The organism is Streptomyces sp. NPDC053048 (assembly GCF_044547045.1).
GTDB lineage: Bacteria > Actinomycetota > Actinomycetes > Streptomycetales > Streptomycetaceae > Streptomyces.
The window spans coordinates 1-1,345 of sequence record NZ_JBITZS010000027.1 but is presented as its reverse complement, the minus strand read 5'-3'; the positions used below and the strand labels follow the sequence as shown (position 1 = coordinate 1,345).

The window sequence follows — 1,345 nt, the reverse complement described above, 5'->3', positions numbered from 1 at the left end:
GAAGACGCTGGGGATGATGTAGTTGGCGTTGAGTTCGTCGTCGGTGACGACGTCGGCGAGGGCGGTGGCGGCGGCGAGCATCATGTCGGTGTTGACGGTGCGTGACTGGGCGTCGAGCAGGCCGCGGAAGACGCCGGGGAAGACCAGCACGTTGTTGATCTGGTTGGGGAAGTCGGAGCGGCCGGTGGCGACGACGGCCGCGGTCTGGCGGGCGATGCCGGGCTCGACCTCGGGGTCGGGGTTGGCCAGCGCGAAGACGATCGCGTCGTCGGCCATCGCGGCGACGTCCTCGCCGGTCAGGACGTTCGGGGCGGAGACACCGATGAACACGTCCGCGCCGCGGACGGCTTCCTTGAGGGTGCCGGTGATGCCTTCGGGGTTGGTGTTGTCGGCGATCCAGCGCAGTGCGGTGCCGGGGTGGGCGGAGAGCAGGTCGGGGCGGGCGGCGTGGACGACGCCGTGGATGTCGGCGACCACGGCGTGCTTGACGCCGGCGGCGGTCAGGAGCTTGAGGATCGCGGTGCCGGCGGCGCCCGCGCCGGACATGACCACGCGGACGTCGCCGATGTGCTTGCCGACCACGCGCAGGGCGTTGGTCAGGGCGGCCAGGACGACGATGGCGGTGCCGTGCTGGTCGTCGTGGAAGACGGGGATGTCCAGGGCCTCGCGCAGGCGGGCTTCGATCTCGAAGCAGCGGGGGGCGGAGATGTCCTCGAGGTTGATGCCGGCGAAGCCGGGGGCGATGGCCTTGACGATCTCGACGATGGCGTCGGAGTCCTGGGTGTCGAGGCAGATCGGCCAGGCGTCGATGCCGGCGAAGCGCTTGAAGAGGGCGGCTTTGCCCTCCATGACGGGGAGGGCGGCCTTGGGGCCGATGTTGCCCAGGCCCAGGACGGCGGAGCCGTCGGTGACCACGGCGACGGAGTTGCGCTTGATGGTCAGGCGGCGGGCGTCCTCGGGGTTCTCGGCGATGGCCATGCAGACGCGGGCGACGCCGGGGGTGTAGACCATGGAGAGGTCGTCGCGGTTGCGGATGGGGTGTTTGGAGGCCATCTCGATCTTGCCGCCGAGGTGCATCAGGAAGGTGCGGTCGGAGACCTTGCCCAGGACGACGCCCTCGATGCCGCGGAGCTTTTCGACGATCTCGTCGGCGTGCTCGGTCGAGGTGGTCGCCATGGTCACATCGATCCGCAGCTTCTCGTGACCGGACGCGGTCACGTCCAGACCGGTCACCGAGCCACCGGAGGACTCCACGGCCGTGGTGAGCTGACTGACCGCGGTCCCACCCGCGGGAACCTCCAGCCGGACCGTCATCGAGTACGAGACGCTAGGCGCCGTTGCCATG

The 1,345-nt window shown here is 69.8% G+C and carries 1 protein-coding gene; it reads right to left on the bottom strand.

The window, feature by feature from the left end; all coding sequences use genetic code 11:
- Positions 1-1,344: NAD-dependent malic enzyme (locus tag ACIG36_RS33300; protein WP_399936257.1), on the bottom strand; the 1,344-nt coding region annotated here is incomplete at its 3' end.
- Position 1,345: the final 1 nt, after the last annotated feature.